This is a genomic window from Streptomyces genisteinicus (assembly GCF_014489615.1).
Lineage (GTDB): Bacteria > Actinomycetota > Actinomycetes > Streptomycetales > Streptomycetaceae > Streptomyces > Streptomyces genisteinicus.
Genome location: NZ_CP060825.1, coordinates 7,364,210 through 7,382,965, shown reverse-complemented (window position 1 = coordinate 7,382,965; position 18,756 = coordinate 7,364,210). Strand labels below are relative to the sequence as shown.

Sequence of the window (18,756 nt, the reverse complement as noted above, 5' to 3'; positions counted from 1 at the left end):
GGGGGCTGCTCACATGCTGGCGCGCAGTGCGGCCGTGTGCTCGCGCACCTCGTCCTGGCCGAGGTACGCGTCGGTGTACTCGAAGTCCCGCAGCGTGCCGGGCTTGCGGGCCAGGAAGCCGGTGCGCACGAAGTCGTCGCCGGCCACCGCGTTGAGGAGCCAGTTGGTGAGCACGCGGGTCTTCGCCACGCCCGTCCGTACGGCGCCCCAGTGGTAGCCGCGGGCCACGGCCTGGGCGGGCAGTCCGCGGAGTTCGATGCCGAGCGGCTTGGAGACGGCGTCCTTGCCGCCCAGGTCGACGACGAGCCCCAGGTCCTTGTGCACGTACGGTTCGAGCGGCTTGCCCCGCAGGGACGCGATCACGTTGGCCGCCGCCTTGCGGCCCTGGCGCATGGCGTGCTGGGCGGTGGGCGGGCAGACCGCGCCGTCGCCCTTCACGAGGTCGGGCACGGCAGCCGCGTCGCCGAGGGCGAAGACCCCGTCCGCGCCGGGCACGGTCATGTCGGGACGTACCAGCAGGCGTCCCTTGACGGTCTCGGTGCCGAGGGTCGCCATCAGCGGGCTCGCCGCCACGCCCGCGGTCCAGATGAGCGTGCGGCACGGCAGTTCGCGGCCGTCGGTGAAGGTGACGGACTCGGCACCGGCCTTGGCGACGGAGACGCCGAGCGAGACCTCGATGCCGCGCCGGTGGAGGATGTCGAGGGCGACGGCGCCGAGCCGGTCGCCGAGTTCGGGCATCAGCTTCGGGGCGATGTCGATCAGGTGCCACTTGATCTGGCGGGGGTCGAGCCTCGGGTAGCGCTTGACGGCGGCGGTGGTGAGGCGCTGGAGGCAGGCCGCCGTCTCGGTCCCCGCGTATCCGCCGCCGACGACCACGAACTGGAGCCGGGACGCGCGTTCGGCCTCGTCGTGGCTGGCGTCGGCGATGTCGAGCTGGGCGATCACGTGGTCGCGGATGTAGGCGGCTTCGGCGAGGGTCTTCATCCCGCGCGCGTGTTCGACCAGTCCGGGGATGTCGAAGGTCCTGGTGATGCTGCCGGGCGCGAGGACCAGGTGGTCGTAGCGCTGGGCGACCGTCTCCCCGGTGATCTTGCGCACGACGACGGCCTTGGCGGCGGTGTCGATGCCGATGGCGCCGCCGGGGACGATGCGGGTGCGGTGGCGGGTGCTGCGCCGCAGGGACAGGGCGACCGACTGGGGGGTCAGGACGCCGGCCGCGACCTGGGGCAGCAGCGGCAGGTAGAGCTGGTAGGAGAACGGCGTCACCAGGAGGATCTCGGCTTCCCCTGGGGAGAGTTCGCGTTCCAGGCGGCGTACGCACTCGACCCCGGCGAAGCCGGCGCCCACCACGAGAATCGTCGGTCGTGCCACGGTTTCTGTGTCCCTTCTGCGACGGTGAGGTCTCCTCGCCGGCTGCGGTGTCTCTCCCCGTCCCGCCGGCCCGGGGACCGCGGGGCGGGCCTTGGGGCGAGCCGCCAGCACGACGATTCTCCGCCAGCACGCGCCTCGCTGCCTGCCCAGACGCCCGGGTGCCCGCTGCGGGGGCCGCCATGCCCCTCCGCGCCACCTGATCGCATCGATGCACCACCCCTGTGCGCCGACAAGGGGGCCGGTGCCCTCTGTGATCACGAGCGTGGCCTGATTACGCTGCGCCGGAAGGGTCTACTTCTAGCCATGGAGCATTCGTGGAACTCAAGCGTCGCAAGCCGTACGTGCTCGACCCGCAGGCCGATCCGGTCGCCCAGGCGCGGGAGTTGCGCGCACTCGGACCGCTGGTCGCCGTCGAATTGCCGGGCGGGGTCGCGGCCTGGTCGGCGACGGATCTGGCGACGGCGCAGCGGGTGCTGGCCCATGAGGACCTCACCAAGGACGCGGCCCACTGGCCGGATCTGGTGGAGGGACGGATACCGGACGACTGGGAGCTGATCGCCGTGGTGCGCGGCGCGGCGATGCTCCATCAGGGGGGTGACGAGCACCGAAGACTCCGGGGGCTGGCGAGTGCCGCGTTCACCCGTGCGCCGATCGAGGCGATGCGGCCGCGGGTGGCGGAGATCGCGCGGGAGCTGCTGGACGCGGCCGACCCCGGCGACGGCGGGGTGGTGGATCTGCGGGAGAGCTACGCCTATCCCCTGCCGGTGCGGGTGGTCTGCGAGCTGCTCGGGGTGCCCGACACGGCCGTGTCGGAGCTGCGGGAGCGCTTCGAACGGCTGGTCACCCCGAGTGCGCCGGGCGACGGCGGGAACATCCAGGAGGCCGTGGGGGCGATCTACGCCTCGCTCGGCGCGCTGATCCAGGTCAAGCGGGCCGCGCCGGGCGACGATCTGACCACGGCGCTGATCCAGGCCCGTGACGACGAGGACCGGCTGAGCGAGCAGGAGCTGGTGGAAACCCTGTTCCTCATCATGATCGCGGGTCACGAGACGAGCATCCACGCCATCACCAACACGGTGCACGCCCTGCTGGACGACCCGGCGGCGCTGGAGCGGGTGCTGGCGTCCGACGCCCCCGGCAAGTGGGCGGACGCCGCGGAGGAGGGGCTGCGCTTCTCCTCGCCGGTGCCGCACGCGCTGATGCGCTACGCCGTCAGGGACACCGAGATCGCCGGTGTGCGGGTGGCCCAGGGGGATCCCGTGATCGCCAGCCTGTTCACGGTGGGCCGGGACCCGGGGCGGCACCGCGATCCCGAGCGCTTCGACCACACCCGGTCCACCCGCCGCGACCACGCCGCCTTCGGTTTCGGAGCCCATTACTGCCTGGGCGCGCGGCTGGCCCGGCTGGAGATCGAGGTCGCCCTCGGCACGCTGTTCGAGCGCTTCCCCGATCTGGCTCCCGCGGACGCGTCGTTCGGCTCGGACCGTTACGCGTCCATCCCGATCCAGGGGCTGCGCACCCTGCCGGTGCGGTTGCGCGCCTCGGCTCGGGTGAGCGGCTGACGGGGCCGGGAGGCGGGACAGCCGGCGGAGGACGGCCGGGACGGGGAAATCTCCTCGTGATCCAGACCTCCTGCTGGCAGATCTCGGGTCCGTGACTGACGAACCGCCACGGGCCCGAAGGACCCCGCCTCCCCCGTGTCCACGGGCCCGCCCGGTCCGCCCCCGGCGGGCCCCGGGCAGCCCGGTGGACGCCGGGTGTCAGACCGGGGCCGGGTCCGTGCCGTCCGCCGCGGCCGGGCGGCGGCGGACGCGGGCGGCCAGGACGGCGACGTCGTCCTCGGCGTGCTCCGCGTCGCACCGCGCGAGGACCGCGTCGAGGAGTTCCTCGGCCCCGATGCCCGGCGTCGTCCACCGCCCGGTGAGCCGCGCCAGCGAGGCGTCGATGTCCTCGTCCCTTCGCTCCACGAGTCCGTCCGTGAAGAGCAGCAGCGTCTCCCCGCCGGACAGCCGCCGGGTGACGGCCTCGTACCCGCCGACGCCGGTGCCGAGCGGCGGCCCGACCGGCACGGGCACCAGCCGCGCCTCGCCGTCCGGTGTGAAGAGGACGGGGGGCAGGTGCCCGGCGCCGGTGAAGGTGGCCGTGGAGCGGGCCGGGTCCACGCGGACGAGCAGGCAGGTGGCCGGCCGGCGCTCGGCCGTGGCCGCCATGGTGGCGTCGAGATGGCGCAGGACCCGGTGGGGCGGAAGGTCGGCGGAGGCGACGTAGCGCAGGGCCGAGCGGTAGGCGTTCATGTCGACGGCCGCGTCGACGCCGTGGCCCATCACGTCCCCCACCACGAGCAAAGTGCGCCCGAAGTGGAGGCGGACGGTCTCGAACCAGTCGCCGCCGACCAGGCTGCCCCGCCCCGAGGGCAGGTAGCGGGTGGCGAGCTCCAGGTTCGGGTGCGGGCGGCCGGGCTCGGCCAGCAGGGCGCGCTGGAGGTCGAGTGCGGTGCCGCGGGCGGCGGCGTGGGAGCGCGCGTGGACGATCAGCAGGGCGGTGAGCCGGGCCGCGTGCCGCAGGATGTCCGTCTCGTCGCGGCTGAAGCCCCGGCCCGCACGGGCGGCGAGCAGCATCCCCTGGACCTGTCCGTGGGCGCGCATCGGCAGACACAGGCAGGCCGGAGCGGTGCGGCCTCGCGCCGGCCGGGCGTCCGGGGCGTCGAGCAGCGCGGCGCGCCCCCGGACGGCGGCGCGCTCCGGGGCGTCCGCGGCCCGGGGCACGCCGCCGGATCCGGCCGGGGGCAGGACGTCAACCGCGACGGCGTCGCACAGGCCGGGGCAGAGGAAGCGGGCGAGCTCCTCGCACAGGGTGCGCTCGTCGAGGGCGGTGCCGATGGCGTCCAGCGCCTGCTCGGCCGCCCACAGGCGGGCCCGTGTCCGCTCCCGCCGCCCGTGCATCCGGAACAAGGCCACCTCCCTGCGCGGTCCTCCTTCGACGTCAGCACACCGGCGTCGTACCCGCACGGCGGGCATGGGCCCCGGCCCCGTCAGTCCGGTCAGCCCCGTCAGTCCGTCAGGCCGGTGCCAGCACGATCCACACCTGGCCGGGGGCGAAGGTCATCCGCTCGCCCCGGCCGGTGATGAAGACCGTGTCCCCCGCCGCGGTCCGCCGCTCCCACCGCGTGTCGTACGCGCGACCGTCGCGCAGCACCAGGGCCCGCCCGGACCCGACGGTCTCCGTGTACGGCGTGACGCCGCCGAAGCGGTCGCCGAACTCGGAGGGGCGGATGGTCGTGTACTGCACGACCACGGTGGCCGGGGCGAGCGGCCCGCCGTCCGTGGTGGCCGCCGGAATGCCGTCCATGGCGACGCGCCAGCCCTTGTCGACGGCGGACCAGGTGAAGCCGTAGCGGGCGGACGGGTAGCGCACGGTGTACGCGGTGGCCGGGCGGCCCTCCTCGGGCGCGGGGCCGAAGCGCAGCCCGATGTCGGAGGCGGCACCGGCGTCGCCCGCCGCGGCGAGGGCGCGCTCGGGACGCAGGTAGAGGTTGTGGGGGGCGGGCCGGTCACCGCCGCGCTCGTACGCCTTCGGTGCGCGGCCGGGGGGCACGGCCTCCACGGGGGCGGCGTCGATCAGCGGGCGCAGGGCCGACTGCGCACCGGAGTAGGCGAGGGCCGGCCGGTCGAACTGACGCAGCAGTTCGAGGTCCGACTCCCGGGCACTGCGCACCGGGCCGACGCGGGGCGGCAGCCGGGACGAGAACACGGCGAGGATCCGGGTGAGACCCGCCTCGACCTGCTCGACGTAGACGAGGTCGGCGGAGCCGAGTCCGGTGTGGGGCCGGGCGGGGCGCACGTTGTCGATCTTGACGGCGAGGACCGGTCGCCCCTGCCGGGCCGGCAGGCCGGTGAAGTACGAGACGTCCTGCTGCGCGCTGCGCGTGCCGGACGGTGCCGGCGCCGGAGCGCCGCCGGAGCATCCGGTCACCAGCCCCAGTGCGAGGGCCGCGGCCGTGCACACGGCGACGGCGGATCCTGTGCGTCGTGCGGCCCGTCCGCCCATGCGGCGTCTCCTGTCTCTCGCGGTCGTCGACGGCTCGTGCGGCCGCGGCCGGCGGTCCGGCACGCGGTGGGTCACGCGTGTGCTCCGGCAGGCCGGCGCCGGGCGCCCTGCCGGCGTCCGTTCTCCCGGGTGCCGTGCAGTGCGAACGCCGCGTTGACCAGCGCGACATGGCTGAACGCCTGCGGGGTGTTGCCGAGTTGCCGGCGGACCGCGGGGTCCCACTCCTCGGCGAGCAGTCCCACGTCGTTGCGGACGTCCAGCACCCGTTCGAAGACGTCGCGCGCCTCGCGGCGCCTCCCGGTGAGCGCGAGGGCGTCGGCGAACCAGAACGAGCAGGCGAGGAACGTCCCTTCGCCCCCGGTGAGTCCGTCCACCTCGTGCACCGGCCCCGCGTCCGAGGAGTAGCGGCGCAGGAATCCGTCCTCGCCCAGGCCGCGCACCGCTTCGATGGTCCCCAGCAGCCGGGGGTCGTCGGGGCGCAGGAACCCGAGGCGCGGCAGCAGCAGCGCCGAGGCGTCGACCTGCCGGGAGCCGTAGTGCTGGACGAAGGTGGAGCGCTCGTCGTCCCAGCCGCGCCGGCAGACCTCCTCGGCGATCTCCCCGCGCATCGCCCGCCACCGGTCGGCCGACCCGCGCAGCCCGGCGACGCGGGCCATCCGCAGGGCGCGGTCGGCGGCGACCCAGGACATGACCTTGGAGTGGACGAAGTGGCGTCGCGGGCCGCGGACTTCCCAGAATCCGGCGTCGGGTTCGGTCCAGTGCCTGCCCAGGTGGTCCATGAACGAGGCGATCAGGGCCCAGACATGGCGGTCGATGGGCACGTCGGCGCGCATCGCGGAGTAGACGGTGTTGACGACCTCGCCGTAGACGTCGAGCTGGAGCTGTCCGACGGCGGCGTTGCCGAAGCGCACCGGCTGCGATCCCTCGTAGCCGGCGAGCCACTCGGCGCTGCTCTCGGGGAGCCGGCGCTGGCCGCCGACGCCGTACAGCGGCTGGAGGTCGGCCGGTTCCCCGGCGACGGCGCGGACCAGCCAGTCCTTCCAGGCCACCGCCTCCTCGCGGTAGCCGCTGCGCAGCAGGCAGGAGAGCGTGAAGGTGGAGTCGCGGAGCCAGCAGAAGCGGTAGTCCCAGTTGCGTTCGCCCCCGAGGTCCTCCGGGACGGACGAGGTGACCGCGGCGACGATCCCGCCGGTGGGGGCGTAGGTGAGCGCCTTGAGGGTGATCAGGGACCGCATGACGGCCTCGGAGAACGGTCCGCGATAGCGGCAGTTCGCGGCCCAGGAGCTCCAGAAGCCGAGCGTCTGATCCAGGGCGGCGGCCGGGTCCGTGGACATGTCCGGCGGGATGTGCGACGGGCTCCAGCCGAGGACGAAGGAGATCCGCGCCCCGGCGGGCACGGTGAACCGTGCCGAGGTGCATCTTCTGCTGACGTCGGTGCCGAGGGTGCGGTCGCAGTGGAGGAACGCGGAGTCCGGGCCGGCGACGGCTGCCGCCGTGCGGGCGTCCACGCTCCAGGTCCACGGCACGATGCGGCCGTTGTCGAAGCGGAGCCTCAGGTCGCTGCCCATCTCCACACGCCCGGACAGCCCTTCCACGACGCGGACGACCAGCGGCCCCGAGCCGCGGGAGGGCATGAAGTCGGTCAGCCGCACGGCTCCGGCGGTGGTCTCCCACACGGTGTCCAGGACGAGGGTGTCCCCGCGGTAGGCGCGGCGGGTGCAGCGGGGCCGGCCGGCGGGGCCGATCCACCAGTGGCCGTTCTCCTCGTCGCCGAGCAGCGCCGCGAAGCAGGCGGGGGAATCGAAGCGGGGTGCGCACATCCAGTCGATCGACCCGTCGGCGCCGACGAGTGCCGCGGTCTCCCGGTCGCCGATCAGGGCGTAGTCCTCGATTCGCCCGGCCATAGCCGGAATTCTAGTCCCGTCGGCGTCGTCCGCGCCGCTCGGCGCGGACGGCGACCGGCCCGTTTGACCCTCCGCGAGCGGCGGCAGCATCATGAAATGGCCGAGTGCACCGGCCGGTGCACGGGCCGGCTCCGCCGGAGGCGATCGCCTTGGTCAGTCATCCGCTGCGCCGGGCCACGGACCGCGTCCCCGCGGGGACCCCGTCCGCCGCTCCGGGCCCCGCCCCCTCGCGTCCCGCGGTCTCCCTCGTGGTGCCGGTGCGCGGTGACGCGCGTGGGGCGTCCTGGCTCCTGGAGCAAGTGCCGGAGTGCGTCGAGGAGATCGTGCTGGTCGGCGGGGCCCGGGCGCTGGAGCGGGTCCGGGTGCCCGCGGCCGTGACGGCGGGTGTGCGCAGGGTCGAGCAGCCGGGCGGGGGCACGGGCGACGTCCCGCACGCCGGGATGCTCGCGGCCTGCGGGGAGCGGGTGGTGCTCATCGCGTCGAACGGGAGCATGTCGCCGAAGGACGTCCCGCACTACCTGCACTACCTGGACAGCGGGTACGACTTCGTCAAGGGGTCGCGCTTCATCGCGGGCGGTTGCAGTGCGGGGTATCCGCTGGTCCGCAGGGCCGGGCACGTGGTGCTGCTGTTCCTCGCCCGCCGGCTGTACGGCCAGCGGCTGACCGATCTGTGGTTCGGCTTCTGCGCCTTCCGCCGGGAGTTCGTCCCGGTGCTGGAGCTGCGGCCCGACGGTGTGGAGCTGGGTGCGGAGATGGTCGTCCACGCCCTGCACTACGGCCTGCGGGTCGCGGAGGTCCCGGGCAGGGAGCGCACACGCCCTCCGGAGGCGGTGCGGGCGGCGACCTTCCGGGACGGCGCGCGGATCCTCGGGACGATGCTGCGCGAGCGCCCCCGGACGGCGCTGCCGCGTCTGGTGCGGCTGCTCCCGGCCCGGTCCCGGCCCGGCCCGGGCCCGGAGGCGGTGCGGCGCGGCGTCGACTCCGCGCCACCGCCGGGCGGCGGGGCGTGAGCGCCGGCCGGTGGCCCGGAGCCGCACGGAAAGCGGCGTCATTGACGCTCGGAAAACGATGGGTTTAGGCTGAATTCCAGGCTTCTGTGCCGTACGGGGCCCGCTGCGACCGGGCCCGGTACGCCGGACAGGAGCGGACCGGGAAGGGGTACCGGATGCCCTCACAGCAGGTCGGCCGCGTCGCGGCGCCGTCGGGCCCCCACCCGCTGCGCCGGGTGACCGACTGGCCCTCGCCGCCCGCCGCCGCCCGCCGCCCCGCGTCCCCGCATCCCGCGCGGCGGGCCACCGACCGCGTCCGCCTCGCGGCCGCCCGTGCGCGTCCGGCGTCCCGCCGCCGGTGCCCGGCGGCACGGCGGCGCCGCTCCCGTCAGGTCGGAGCCCGTTCCTCCCGCGGCCGCCGGACCGACGATCCCGACGGCTGTCCAGCCCCGCCCCCCGGACGTCCGCGCCATCCCGGGCGCCCTGGCCCCGGCGGCCCGGCGCGGCGGGGCGGCGTGCCCGCCGCCGGGCCGGAGCCCGCGCACCCGCGGGGTGGGTCCCATGTCCGCTGACCGGGCCGAGCCGCGGGTGCTGCTGCTGACCTGCGGGCCCCTCGACGGCCCCGAGACCCCCGGCACCGAGCTCGCCCGCGAACTGCTCCTCACCGTGCCGGACGTCGAGTACGCCTGGTTCCGGCGCTGGTGGGGCAGGGCCCGGAACGCCGGAGACGCGCCCGGCGGGCAGAGCGTGTCCGTGGTGAGCCGCGAGGGCGCGCCGTCCGCCGCGGTGCGCCTCCAGATCCTGGCGGCGGCGGCCCTGTCGGCGCGGCGGGCCGGTCTGGTGCACGCCGTGCTGCCCGTCGGGCCCGGCTTCGCGGCGTTCTCCCGGCTGTGGCCCAGGGTCGCGGGCAGCCGTCCCGTGCTGCACACGGTTCCCGCCGCCGTCGACCCCGCCGCGCTCGCCGGCTGCCGGCCGCTGGGCCGGACGGTCGCCCTGTCGGAGGCGACCGCCCAGCAGCTGACGAAGGCCGGGTTCGGGCCCGTGCGGGTGGTGAACCCCTCGGTCCGGCTGGACCTCTGGCCCGTGCGGCGGCGGCAGGAGCGCACCCCGCCCATGGTGCTCGCGATCGGCGACGGCGGCACCGAGGAGGCCATGCTGTCGGCCGGGGTGGCGGCCCGGGCGGGGGCCGACTTCCAACTGGTGCTCGCGCTGGCGGAGGACGGCCCGGGCGGCGCGGAAGGCCCCCGGCCGCCGGAGGACCTGCTGCGCGGGATCGCCGCGCGCGAGGGGCTGCTCGACATGGAGGTGCTGCGGCACGTCGGGGACCTCCCGGGGCTGCTCGCGGCGGCGGACGTGCTGCTGTACGTGCCCCGGCGGATGACCGGGCGCGCGGACGTGCCGCCGATGGTGCTGCGGGCCCTGGCGACCGGCCGGCCGGTCATCCTCAGCGATCTGCCGCAGTTCTCCGCCCTGAGCGACACGGTGCTGCGCACCCCCGCGGCCGACCCCCATCACACCGGTCATCTGCTGCGCCAGCTGCTGGACCGGCCCTGGTGGTGGGACCGGGTCGCCGAGCGCGGCCGCGCCACGGCCGACGCGCGGTTCGGTGCCGGCCGGTCCGCCGCCGCCTACACCCGGCTCTACCGCGAACTGCTGGGCTGAGGACCCGGCCGCGGGCGGCGCACCGCGCGCAGCAGGACCATCCCGTCGTCCCCGTAGTCGGGCAGGGTCGGGTCCCTGGGCACGCGGGCCAGGCGCAGGTGCCCGGTGTGGGGGGCGAAGGCCGCGCGCACCTCGGCGGTGCCGACCGGGAAGGCCGGCCACACGGGTCCGGAGCCGATGCGGTAGCTCGGCATCCGGGCCATGAAGGCGGCGACCAGCAGCCCGCCGGGCCGGACCTGGTGGACGAAGTCGCGGCACAGGCGGGCGAATTCCTCCGCGCTCTCGGTGACGCTCTCGGCGACGAACGTCATCGACGCGAGGCCGTAGCGGCCCTCCGGAGCGGTGGACAGGTCTCCCGCGACGACTCTGACCCCGGCCAGCGCCGCGTCGAGCCGGGGCGGCAGCGCCGGGTCGAGGCTCCGGCACAGCGCGTAGAACGCCTCCCAGCCGGGGTCGACCGGCCCGGTCAGCTGCGAGCGGAGGTACGCGCGGCCCGCCGCGCCCGGCTCCAGTGCGTCGATGCGGCGGCAGGCCCCCGCGGCGACCATCAGCGGATAGAGGTTGGGACCTGCGCCGCACTCGACGGAGGCGGCCACCGAGCCGGGCGGCAGCGTCCGGTAGAAGGCGGCGTGGTGCCGGACGACGGCCGCGTCGCACGGGTGGAGGTCGCGGTAGTTCTCCCGGAGGTAGTCGTCGACGGGCCAGCGGTCCCAGTCGGCGTCCGCGTTGCGGCGCACGGCGCCGGGCGCGCCGCCGGCGCGGGGTCCGGTCACCGCGGCTGCCCGCCCGGCGCCGGGCGCCCCGCCCGGACGGGCGCCAGGGGGTCGCCGCCGGGGCCGGGGCGCCGCTTGAGCGGGAAGCGGTCGGTCAGCGCCGTGAGCACCTCGTTCAGTTCGTCGATCTCCTCGTCGGTGTTCAGCGCGGTCATCTGGACGCGGAAGCCCACCTGGTCGTGCGGGACCAGCGGGTAGGCGGCGAGTGTGACGTAGATGCCGCGGTGCCAGAGGAAGTCGCCGACGGCGTCGAGGTCGCTGTGGTCGTCGAGGGGGATCTCGATGATCGGCAGTCCGTCGGTGTTGGGCGTGGCGAGCCCCAGGCCCCGGACGTGGTCCAGCACCCGGGCGGTCTTGCGGTGGAGTTCCGCGCGGAGTTCGTCGCCGCGCCGCTCGTTGACCTGCAGTCCGGCGAGCGCGGTCGCGAGGGAGGCGGTGGGCGAGGGCCCGGAGTACAGGTAGGGTGCCGCGGCCACCTTGAGGTGGGACTTGAGCGCCGGCGGGGCGGTGAGGAAGGCCAGCAGCGAGGAGTACGCCTTGGAGAAGCCGGCCACCAGGATGACGTTGTCGTAGTCCATGCCCAGGTGACGCACGATGCTGTTGCCCCGGCTGCCGTACGGCGACGACTCGCCGGGCCCGCGCTCGCCGATGACGCCGAAGCCGTGCGCGTCGTCGATGTAGAGCAGGGCGTCGCGTTCCCGGCAGATCCGGGACAGCGCGTGGAGGTCGGGCAGGTTGCCCGTCATGCTGTTGACGCCGTCGATGCAGACGAGCAGGGGGACGCCCTTGGGGGCCTCGGCGAGCAACTGCCGCAGCTCGTCGGGGTGTTCGGCGTGGAAGCGCAGCACGGAGGCGCCCTGTCCGCGGGCGACGAGGCAGCCGTCGTACATCGTCCGGTGCGCCCGCGCGTCGACGAACACCTGTCCGCGGCCTGCGAGGACGGGGATGACGGAGGCGTGGATGAGGGTGATCGTCGGCAGGAGCAGGGTGTCGGGGGCGCCGAGCAGGCCGGTGAGCCGTTCCTCGATCTCGGGGTAGAGGCGGGGGTTGCCGATGAGCCGGGACCAGCTCGGGTGGGTGCCCCAGCGCCGGATCTGCGGCTCGACCGCGTCCATGATCTCGGGGTCCAGGTCCATGCCCAGGTAGTTGCAGGAGGCGAAGTCGACCAGCCACTGCCCCTCGCTGCGGATGCGCCGGCCGTGCACCTCGTCGATCACGGCGTCGCACATGCGGCTGGACTTCTGGAGCCGGGCGAGATCGCGCCACCGCTGCTCGCTGCGCACGCCTCCGCCGGAAGTGGGTGCCCGGCGGCGGGTCTGGCGGCCGGCGACCCGCGCGGACTGCCAGGTGTGGCCCTCGTCGAGGAACCGCTGCGCCTCGGCCGCGGTCATGGGGTGCGCGAAGAGGAAGCCCTGCCCGAACCGGCAGCCCATGGCGGAGAGCAGGTCGCGCTGGCCGCTGTTCTCGATGCCCTCCGCGATGACCTGGAGCCCGAGCACGTCGGCGATCCGCACGATGCCCTCGACCAGGGCGACCTGCTGACCGTCGGTGACGATGTCGTCGATGAACGACTTGTCGACCTTCAGGACGTCGATGGGGAACTCGCGCAGATAGCTGAGCGAGGAGAACCCGGTGCCGAAGTCGTCGATGGCGAGCGAGACCCCGAGGCTCTTGAGGACCCGCATCGCGGCCCGGATCTGCTCGTTGCGCACCAGGACCGACTCGGTGAGCTCCAGCACCAGCGAGCCCGGGGCGAGGCCCGAGGTGTCGAGTACGTGCCGCACCCCGTCGACGAAGCCGGGGTCGACGAACTGCCGCGGTGAGACGTTGACGTTGAGGTAGAGCGGCGCGGAGCCGGGGCGCGCCCGCTGCCACCCGGCGACCTCGGTGGCCGCGCGCTCCAGCACCCAGGCGCCGAGCGGGGTGATGTGCCCGGTCTCCTCGGCCAGCGAGATGAACTGGGCGGGCGGCACCAGTCCGCGCCGGCTGTGCGGCCAGCGGACGAGGGCCTCGAATCCGGCCACGGTGCCGCCGGCGAGTTCGACGATCGGCTGGTAGCGCAGGGCGAAGGACTCCTCGCTGATGGCGCTGTCCATGCTGGCCTGGAGTTCGTGACGCTCCACCATGCCCGTGTGCAGGTCGGGGCGGTAGCGGCGCCACTGCCGCTTGCCGGCGGTCTTGGCCGCGTACAGGGCGAGGTCGGCGTCGCGGAGCAGCTCCTCGGCCTGGGCTCCGTCGCGGGCCGTGGCGACGCCGACGCAGGCGGACACGCTGTGCGAACCGCTGCCGAGACGGAACGGCCGCCCGAGCGCGTGGACCACCTGCGCGGCGAGCACCTCGGCGTCGTAGGTCTCCTTCACACCCTCCATGAGCACGGCGAACTCGTCGCCGCCGAGCCGTGCGGCGGTGTCGCTGAGCCGGAGGGTGCCGGTGAGCCGCCGGGCGACGGCGACCAGCAGCTCGTCGCCGACGGAGTGGCCCATCATGTCGTTGACGATCTTGAAATCGTCGAGGTCGACGAAGAGGACGCAGGTCAGAGTGGAGTTGCGGCGGCCGCGGAGCAGGGCCCGCTCGATCCGCTCCAGCAGCAGCAGGCGGTTGGGCAGGCCGGTCAGCGAGTCGTGGAACGCCCGGTGGGTCAGTTCGCGTTCCAGCTGCCGCTGCTCGGTGACGTCGCGCAGGGTGAGCACGATGCCGTGCACGGTCTGCTCGTGGCGGAGGTTGCTGCACCGGACCTCGACGTCGACGCCCGTGCCGTCGTTGCGCAGCACGCGCCAGTCGTCGTGGAGGTCGGGGGCGTCCGCCTCGCGCGCCCGCTCCAGGGTGCGCAGGGCGCGCTCGCGGTCGCGGGCGTCGACCAGCCGGGTCAGCGGCGTGGCGGTGAAGGAGGTGCCGCCGAACATGCCGTCGGCGGACGGGCTGGCGTACCGGACCGTGTTGTCGTCGTCGAGGATGAGGATGGCGTCCGACGTGTTGTGCACCAGGGTCCGGAAGTACGCCTCGCTCCGGCGCCGGTTGATCTCCTCGCTCAGACCGACGCGTTCGAGGGCGAGGGCCGCCTGGGAGGCCAGGGACTCGACCGCGCCGGCGAGGTCGCCCACCTCCTCCTCGGCGACGGCGAGCAGCAGCGCCCCGGTCACGGTCGCCCGGGAGTCCGGCGCCTCGACGACGAGCGGGCACAGCAGTCCGGTGCGCAGCGGCGCCGCCGCGGCGGCCACCTCCGGCCCGAGGGCCCGGACGGCGACGGTCCGCGTTCCCCCGGCCCGCAGGGCGGGTGGCGCATCCTCGTCGTCCGGCCGCTCCTCGCCGGTGTGCCGCAGGTGCCGGCGCCAGGTGCCGTCCTCGGGGGGAACCGGGCTCAGCCGCCCGCCCACGTCCACGAGGAGCAGCGCCTTGTGGTCCACCGGCCGCGGGAACAGCGCGCCGATGGCGGCGTCCACGGACCGCGCGACGTCCTCGGGGGTGACGGCTCCGACCAGCGACGCCGCCGCCACCCGCAGCCCGCGCTCGCGGGTGACGGCCTTGCGGTGGTCGGTGACCAGTCCCCACAGACGGGCCAGCACCAGCAGGAACATCACCGCGGAGAAGGCCGCCGTGACCGCCGTGTCCTGCACGTTGCCCCGCAGCGACTGGGAGAGCAGCATCGCGGGGGCGACGAGCGAGGCGGCGGCGAGCACGGCGAGCCGCCGGTGGGCGATGCCCCGCGGCTGCTCCGGGGCCCGTTCGGTGAGTCTGACCATCGACGGGTGCAGTGCGGCGAGACCCCAGGCGGTGAAGAAGACGACCCAGCCGAGGTCCATCCAGGTGCCCACGCGCCAGGTGCCCTCCAGCTGTCCGAGCCCGTAGACGACGTCGTTGGCGAGGATGCCGACGGTGCCGACGGTCAGCAGCTGCACCGACCGGTCGCGCATCCCCCCGAGGGTGAGCAGGCGGGCGAGCATGGCGAGGATCAGGACGTCACCGAGCGGATAGGCGATGGTGATCGCCTTCTCGTACCAGCTCATCGAGCTGTCCTCGGACATCGGGTGGATCAGGTGCACCCAGGAGAGCAGGGCGAGGCCGCTGGTCAGCAGCAGGGCGTCGAGGAGGCTGGCGATGTCGCGCGAGACACAGCGGAACCGGATGAAGCCGAAGATCCCGGCGGCGAACAGCGGATACGTGAGCAGGTACAGCAGGTCCGCGACGGACGGGAAGGGGTTCTCCTGGCCGAAGAAGGACTCCAGGATGTTGTACGAGGTGTCACCGGCCGTGAAGGTCAGGTTGGCGGCCGCGAGCAGCAGCCAGGGCCAGCGCTTGGCGGGCCGGTTGACGTGGACGCCGACCAGGATGGCGACCACGCTCGCGAGGCCGATGACCGCCCAGGCGGTGGTGTGGCGCTCGGGGACCGTCAGGTAGACGACGGTCGGCGGGATGACGCAGAGGACGTAGATCAGCATCATCCGCCGGTGGGCGGTGGCGGGGTTCCCCCGGCCCGTGCCGGGGGCGAGGCGGTCCGGAGGTTCGGCGCCGGACGGCTTCTCGTGCGTCGGAGGCTGCTGCACAGTGTCCGCCCGGTACGTCTCGACGTCAGTGACTGCCCGATTCCGTGACGATTCAGACCTTTATGTACACTCTGCGCCTGCCGCTGACCGGGGGCAAACGGGTGAAGGTGCGCGCCGGGGGGGCGCTCGCGCGGGGGCAGGAGCCACTCAGGGGTGCCCTGCGGGTGCAGGCGGCGGCCCCGGGCGGTGGGACGGCCGGCGGTCGCGCGGCAGGCGGATCGCCGGGGGCCGGATCGGGGGACTCGGGGACTCGGGCGGCTTCTGCGGTCACGCCGGCGGGGTCCTCGCGGCGCGCGGTATCGGCGACGGAGCCGGGCGCGCGGCGGGACCCGCTGTCGCCTGCGCGCTGCGGGCGGGCGCAGCGCGGCCGCTCCTCTGTGCCGCGCGTCGGCAGGGGCGGCACGCCGTACGGGACGGTCCGCGACGGCGAACGCACGCCGGCACGGACCCGCGGCGCACCGGACGGGACGCGGCCGCGCACGGGCGGGGGAACGACCGACGGTCATGCGGCACGCGGCAGCGCCCGCCGGGAGGCTGCCGTGGTGCGGAGCGGCAAGCGCTCACGCAGCCCCAAGGGCGGGAAGCCCCGCGACCGGACAGTGCAGAGGCGGGTACGGCCCACGCGGCCGCACCCGCCCGCCGGCCGGCGCGAAACCCGGTCCGGCGTACGCGACCGCGGCAGCGCAGCAGTCCTAGCGCAACACGCCCGCGCCGCGGAGGTCGAAGTCGAGGGTGCGGCCCACCTCGCGGAGGGTCTCCTCGGCCGTACGCCGGACGTCGGCGGGAACGTCGCCGCGCTCCTCGACCAGGCTGTCGTAGATCGGTGCGTCAGCCCTGTCGGCGGAGCTCACTGTCGGTCCCTTCGTCGGTTGCATCGGTACGCCCGACGGGACGGGCGTCGAGCCCGGCCGCCGAAAGCACCGGCGAGTGTACGGGGTGCCCGGCACCCCTCGTGTCGGCGGCCCCCGCTTCCGTCCCGGGCGGACGGCACCCCCCGTGACCGGGATCACCGCCGGTCCGCGCGCCGGCCGGGCGCCGCGGGAGCGGCGGAGCCCGCCCCGCGCGTCCCTCCGGCGGCGGCCGGCGCGCACGACGGGGGCCGGCCCCGGAACAAGATCACGGAGCACCCCTGCTCCGTCGGTCACTGTGTGGCCGAAAGGCGCCGGGCGAGGCATCGCGCTCGTCCATTCACCTGTACCGGCATCCCCGTGCTCCCTAGCATGTTCGTCCCAACGGCCGAATCTTTACCGACGGGTGTGAGGACTGGATGCAACACAAGTCGTGGAGCCCCGACGCCATCGATACCAAGGTGCCGAGCGTGGCACGCATGTACGACTACTTCCTGGGGGGCGACGACAACTACCAGTCGGACAGGGAGGCTTGCGAGCAGCTGCTCCAGCAGGTGCCGAGCACCAAGATCCTGGCCGTCAACAACCGCAACTTCCTGCGGCGCGTGGTGCGGATGCTCGCCTCCGAGTACGGCATACGCCAGTTCGTCGACCACGGCTCCGGCCTGCCCACGCAGGACAACGTGCACCAGGTCGCGCAGGCCGTCGCCCCGGACTCGCGCGTCGTCTACGTCGACAACGACCCGATCGTCCTGGCCCACGGACGGGCGCTGCTCGACGAGAACGAGCGCACCGCCGTCATCCAGGCCGACATGCGCGACACGGACGGGATCTTCGCGCACGAGGAGACCCGGCGGCTGATCGACTTCGACGAGCCGGTCGCCGCGCTGTTCGTCTCGGTGATGCACTGCATCCCCGACTCGGACGACCCGGGCGCGCTGGTGCGCCGGGTGGCCGAACGCCTGGCCCCGGGCAGCTTCCTGGTGGTGTGCCAGCTGGTCAGCGACCGGCCGGAGATCAGGGCCTTCGTGACCGAGTTCATGGAGCAGGCGACCGGCGGCCACTGGGGCCGGGTGCGCGAGGAGCACGAGGTGGCGCGCTTCTTCGACGGGCTGCAGATCCTGGAGCCCGGTCTCGTGGAGGTGTCGACCTGGCGCCCGGACACCGACCTCGCCCCCGTCCAGCAGACGGACGAGTGGATCGAGTGGGGCGGCGTGGCCCGGCTCGCGTAGGCCCCTCGCCACGGCCGGTACGGACTGCGCACGGCGGGAATCGGCGAGGCCGGTCGGGTGGCCGCCCCTGAGGGGTGGCCGCCCGACCGGCCTCGCCGCGTGCCGGGCGCGCGCGGACACGGCGGTCAGCCGAGCGACGCGAGGCGCTCCTCCAGCTTCCCCAGGGTCTCCTTGGGAGTGAGGGCGCAGGCGCCGAGCCGGTCCAGCATGTCGCGATACTGCTCGACGGTCACCGGCTTCTGGGAGAACGTGCTGTCGGTGAGGTGCTCGATGTAGACGGCGTCCTTGAGATCGCCGAGGGCGAAGCGGAGGTAGCTCACTCCGGTGCCGACCCCGACGGCGGCGGTGACGTCGAGCGGCGCTATCTGGAGGGTCACCCGCGGACGGCGCATCATCGCGACGAGATGGGTGAGCTGATCGCGCATCACCTGGGGACCGCCGACGGAGCGCATCAGCACGGACTCGTCGATCACCGCCCACAGCCGCGGGGCGTCGGGCTGGTCGAGCTGCCGCTGCCTCTCCTGCCGCAGGTCCACCCGGCGCCGGACCTCGTGCGCCAGCAGGTGGCCGGGGCCCGACTCGATGACGGCGCGCGTGTACGCGGACGTCTGGAGCAGGCCCGGGATGTAGAAGGGCTCGTAGGTGCGGATGGTCGCGGCGGCGCCTTCGAGCGCGACCAGCGGCTGGAAGAAGTCGGAGAGCACGTCGCCGAAGGAACGCCACCAGTCGGGCCGGCGGGACTGCTGCACGAGCCGCATGAACTCGGCGGCGTCCTCCTCGTCCCGTACGCCGTACAGATCGAGCAGCGCCTCGGCGTCGGACGGCTTGCATCCGTGCCTGCCGAGTTCGATGCGGCTGGTCTTGGACCGCGAGAAGCCGAGCCTCTCGTCGACGTCGGCAGGATCGAGGCCCGCACCGGTCCGCAGTTCGCGCAGCTTGCCGCCCAGGATGAGCTTCAGGGCGGTCGGGTTGCCCTCGACCGCCCCCAGCGGCCGGACGAACAGCGACGGACTCGGATCGGCGGCAGTCATCGCACACTCCTGCGGAGACTATGGAAGGCGCCAGTATCCCAGCACATCGCCGCTCGCACCAATGGCCGAACGACCCCAACAGCAAAAGGTTTCAGCCAACCATACGGTCGAAATCGCCGTCCCTGGCGCCCGCGACGAACGCAGCGACCTCGTCGCGCGTATAGACCAGCGCCGGCCCGTGCGGATCACGGGAGTTGCGCATGGCTATGCGTCCGTCCGGCAGCGCGGCGAGCTCCACGCAGTTGCCCGTCGCGTTGCTGTGACTGCTCTTGACCCAGACGGCTCCGGGCAGTTCTCCGGCCGCCGTTCCGTTCTCGAACTCCACTCGTACCAGCTCCTCGCCATTCGTACGCCAGTT

Annotated in this window: 13 protein-coding genes; 4 read left to right on the top strand and 9 right to left on the bottom strand. The window is 74.2% G+C overall.

Annotated elements, in window-relative coordinates; all coding sequences use genetic code 11:
* Positions 1-9 precede the first annotated feature (9 nt).
* A complete protein-coding gene (locus IAG43_RS31570; RefSeq protein WP_187744052.1) occupies positions 10-1,371 on the bottom strand; it encodes an NAD(P)/FAD-dependent oxidoreductase in 1,362 nt (453 codons plus the stop codon).
* 314 nt (positions 1,372-1,685) lie between these two features.
* On the opposite strand from IAG43_RS31570, the gene IAG43_RS31565 reads away from it, so the two are divergent.
* Positions 1,686-2,933: a cytochrome P450 family protein gene (locus IAG43_RS31565; RefSeq protein ID WP_187744051.1), complete on the top strand. Its 1,248-nt coding sequence runs from the start codon at positions 1,686-1,688 to the stop codon at positions 2,931-2,933.
* A 198-nt stretch (positions 2,934-3,131) separates the two neighbouring features.
* On the opposite strand, the gene IAG43_RS31560 is transcribed toward IAG43_RS31565, so the two are convergent.
* The 3 genes from IAG43_RS31560 to IAG43_RS31550 all read right to left on the bottom strand — a co-directional run bounded on the left by IAG43_RS31560 (position 3,132) and on the right by IAG43_RS31550 (position 7,322).
* A complete protein-coding gene (locus IAG43_RS31560; RefSeq protein WP_246574655.1) occupies positions 3,132-4,328 on the bottom strand; it encodes a PP2C family protein-serine/threonine phosphatase in 1,197 nt (398 codons plus the stop codon).
* 100 nt (positions 4,329-4,428) lie between these two features.
* The gene (locus IAG43_RS31555) at positions 4,429-5,418 is read right to left on the bottom strand and encodes a DUF3048 domain-containing protein (RefSeq protein ID WP_187744050.1); all 990 of its coding nucleotides are present in this window, start codon (positions 5,416-5,418) and stop codon (positions 4,429-4,431) included.
* A 71-nt stretch (positions 5,419-5,489) separates the two neighbouring features.
* Positions 5,490-7,322 carry a glycoside hydrolase family 15 protein gene (locus IAG43_RS31550; RefSeq protein WP_187744049.1) on the bottom strand — a complete coding sequence of 611 codons (1,833 nt, stop codon included), beginning with the start codon at positions 7,320-7,322 and terminating at the stop codon, positions 5,490-5,492.
* 149 nt (positions 7,323-7,471) lie between these two features.
* Between IAG43_RS31550 and IAG43_RS31545 the strand changes: the two genes are divergently transcribed.
* Both IAG43_RS31545 and IAG43_RS31540 read left to right on the top strand, forming a co-directional pair.
* On the top strand, positions 7,472-8,332 hold the full coding sequence (locus IAG43_RS31545; protein ID WP_187744048.1) for a glycosyltransferase family protein: 861 nt from the start codon (positions 7,472-7,474) through the stop codon (positions 8,330-8,332).
* Positions 8,333-8,872: 540 nt separating this feature from the next.
* On the top strand, positions 8,873-9,973 hold the full coding sequence (locus IAG43_RS31540; RefSeq protein ID WP_187744047.1) for a glycosyltransferase: 1,101 nt from the start codon (positions 8,873-8,875) through the stop codon (positions 9,971-9,973).
* Here the strand turns inward: IAG43_RS31540 and IAG43_RS31535 are convergent.
* The 3 genes from IAG43_RS31535 to IAG43_RS31525 form a co-directional block, all read right to left on the bottom strand.
* The gene (locus IAG43_RS31535; RefSeq protein ID WP_246574654.1) at positions 9,952-10,746 is read right to left on the bottom strand and encodes a class I SAM-dependent methyltransferase; all 795 of its coding nucleotides are present in this window, start codon (positions 10,744-10,746) and stop codon (positions 9,952-9,954) included. The two genes, IAG43_RS31540 and IAG43_RS31535, sit on opposite strands and share 22 nt — an antisense overlap.
* Positions 10,743-15,287, bottom strand: coding sequence for an aminotransferase class I/II-fold pyridoxal phosphate-dependent enzyme (locus tag IAG43_RS31530; protein WP_343075693.1), 4,545 nt, complete (start codon positions 15,285-15,287; stop codon positions 10,743-10,745). The genes IAG43_RS31535 and IAG43_RS31530 overlap by 4 nt, the downstream gene beginning before the upstream one ends.
* A 692-nt stretch (positions 15,288-15,979) precedes the next feature.
* Positions 15,980-16,138, bottom strand: a complete 159-nt coding sequence (locus IAG43_RS31525) for a hypothetical protein (RefSeq protein WP_187744046.1) — start codon at positions 16,136-16,138, stop codon at positions 15,980-15,982.
* A gap of 416 nt (positions 16,139-16,554) precedes the next feature.
* Between IAG43_RS31525 and IAG43_RS31520 the strand changes: the two genes are divergently transcribed.
* Positions 16,555-17,367 carry an SAM-dependent methyltransferase gene (locus IAG43_RS31520; RefSeq protein ID WP_187744045.1) on the top strand — a complete coding sequence of 271 codons (813 nt, stop codon included), beginning with the start codon at positions 16,555-16,557 and terminating at the stop codon, positions 17,365-17,367.
* Positions 17,368-17,492: 125 nt separating this feature from the next.
* Here the strand turns inward: IAG43_RS31520 and IAG43_RS31515 are convergent, their stop codons facing one another.
* Positions 17,493-18,398: a helix-turn-helix domain-containing protein gene (locus IAG43_RS31515; RefSeq protein ID WP_187744044.1), complete on the bottom strand. Its 906-nt coding sequence runs from the start codon at positions 18,396-18,398 to the stop codon at positions 17,493-17,495.
* Positions 18,399-18,489: 91 nt separating this feature from the next.
* A complete protein-coding gene (locus tag IAG43_RS31510) occupies positions 18,490-18,723 on the bottom strand; it encodes a DUF397 domain-containing protein (RefSeq protein ID WP_187744043.1) in 234 nt (77 codons plus the stop codon).
* Positions 18,724-18,756 lie beyond the last annotated feature (33 nt).